At 69.2% G+C, this 1,017-nt stretch carries 2 protein-coding genes and 1 tRNA gene; 2 read left to right on the forward strand and 1 reads right to left on the reverse strand.

Annotation, left to right across the window (positions count from 1 at the left end):
- Both ACFQEU_RS16515 and ACFQEU_RS16520 read left to right on the forward strand, forming a co-directional pair.
- A partial coding sequence (locus tag ACFQEU_RS16515; RefSeq protein ID WP_379783919.1) for a GNAT family N-acetyltransferase occupies positions 1-468 on the forward strand: 468 nt, incomplete at its 5' end.
- An 83-nt stretch (positions 469-551) separates the two neighbouring features.
- A tRNA-Thr gene (locus ACFQEU_RS16520) sits at positions 552-625 on the forward strand.
- A gap of 64 nt (positions 626-689) precedes the next feature.
- Here ACFQEU_RS16520 and ACFQEU_RS16525 read toward each other — a convergent pair.
- Positions 690-1,017: universal stress protein (locus ACFQEU_RS16525; RefSeq protein WP_379783921.1), on the reverse strand; the 328-nt coding region annotated here is incomplete at its 5' end.

Here is a 1,017-nt window from a genome sequence, read left to right on the forward strand (position 1 = left end):
CACGGGTCGACGCTGCTCGCGCGGGCGAACCGTCCCGCGGTTCGCGAGTGGGTGGCCCGAAGCACCGTCACCGGGGAGCTGCTCGTCGCCCGGTCGACGGAACGTGATGGGACGACGGCCGCCGGATCGGACGCCGACGTGGGGTCAGAGAGAGTCGTCGGCTTCGTCGGCTTCACGCTCGAACGCGACGGGTACGAGCGAGACCACACCCGCGGGGTCGTCAGCAACCTGTACGTTCGGCCCGGACACCGGGGAGAGGGGATCGGGGGGGCGCTGCTCGCTGCGGCCGAAGACGCGCTGGTCGAGGCCGGCGCGGACGCCGTCGCGCTCGAAGCGCTCGTCGACAACGAGCGTGCACGCGCGTTCTACGCCGAGCACGGGTACGAACCGAACCGCGTCGAACTGTGGAAGTCGCTCGACGGTGGGGGCGAGACCGACGAGAGAGACGGGAGTACCGATGACGAGTGACGCGCGGACGCCGACCGATGCGGCGACCGATCGCTCGTCGAAAGCGACACGCACTCATACGAGGACCGAGTACGCCCGCCTGCGCTAGGGGAGCATGGGTGGTTCATGCACTCGACTTGTAATCGAGACTTCCGGGGTTCAAATCCCTGCCCTAGCTTCTGAAGTGATCCCCGGTAGCAACCGGTGTGTTCGGGTAGCTGACGGCTCTCGCCGGTCCTCAGTCAAACGGTGACGCGCCGGGGATCCTCGTCGGTGAGTCGCCGAACGGTCAACACGGGGACCGGACAGGTCCTGACGACGCGCTCGGCGACGGAGCCGATGAGGAACCGGTTCTCCCCGTGTCGACCTCGCGTTCCCGTCACGACGACGTCCGCGTCGACGGACCGGGCGTACTCGGTGATCTCCGTTGCCGGCTGTCCCTCGCGGACCTCCGTCGTGGTCGCCAGTCCGTCGTCGCGCGCCGTCGCGGCGTCGAGGACGTCGTCGAGCGCCTGATACCCGCGTTCGCCGAGCTCGTCGCGGAGGTCCTCCCGGACCGCGTCCGGCGAC

The sequence above is a fragment of the Halorubrum tibetense genome (assembly GCF_042661865.1).
Classification (GTDB): Archaea; Halobacteriota; Halobacteria; order Halobacteriales; family Haloferacaceae; genus Halorubrum; species Halorubrum tibetense.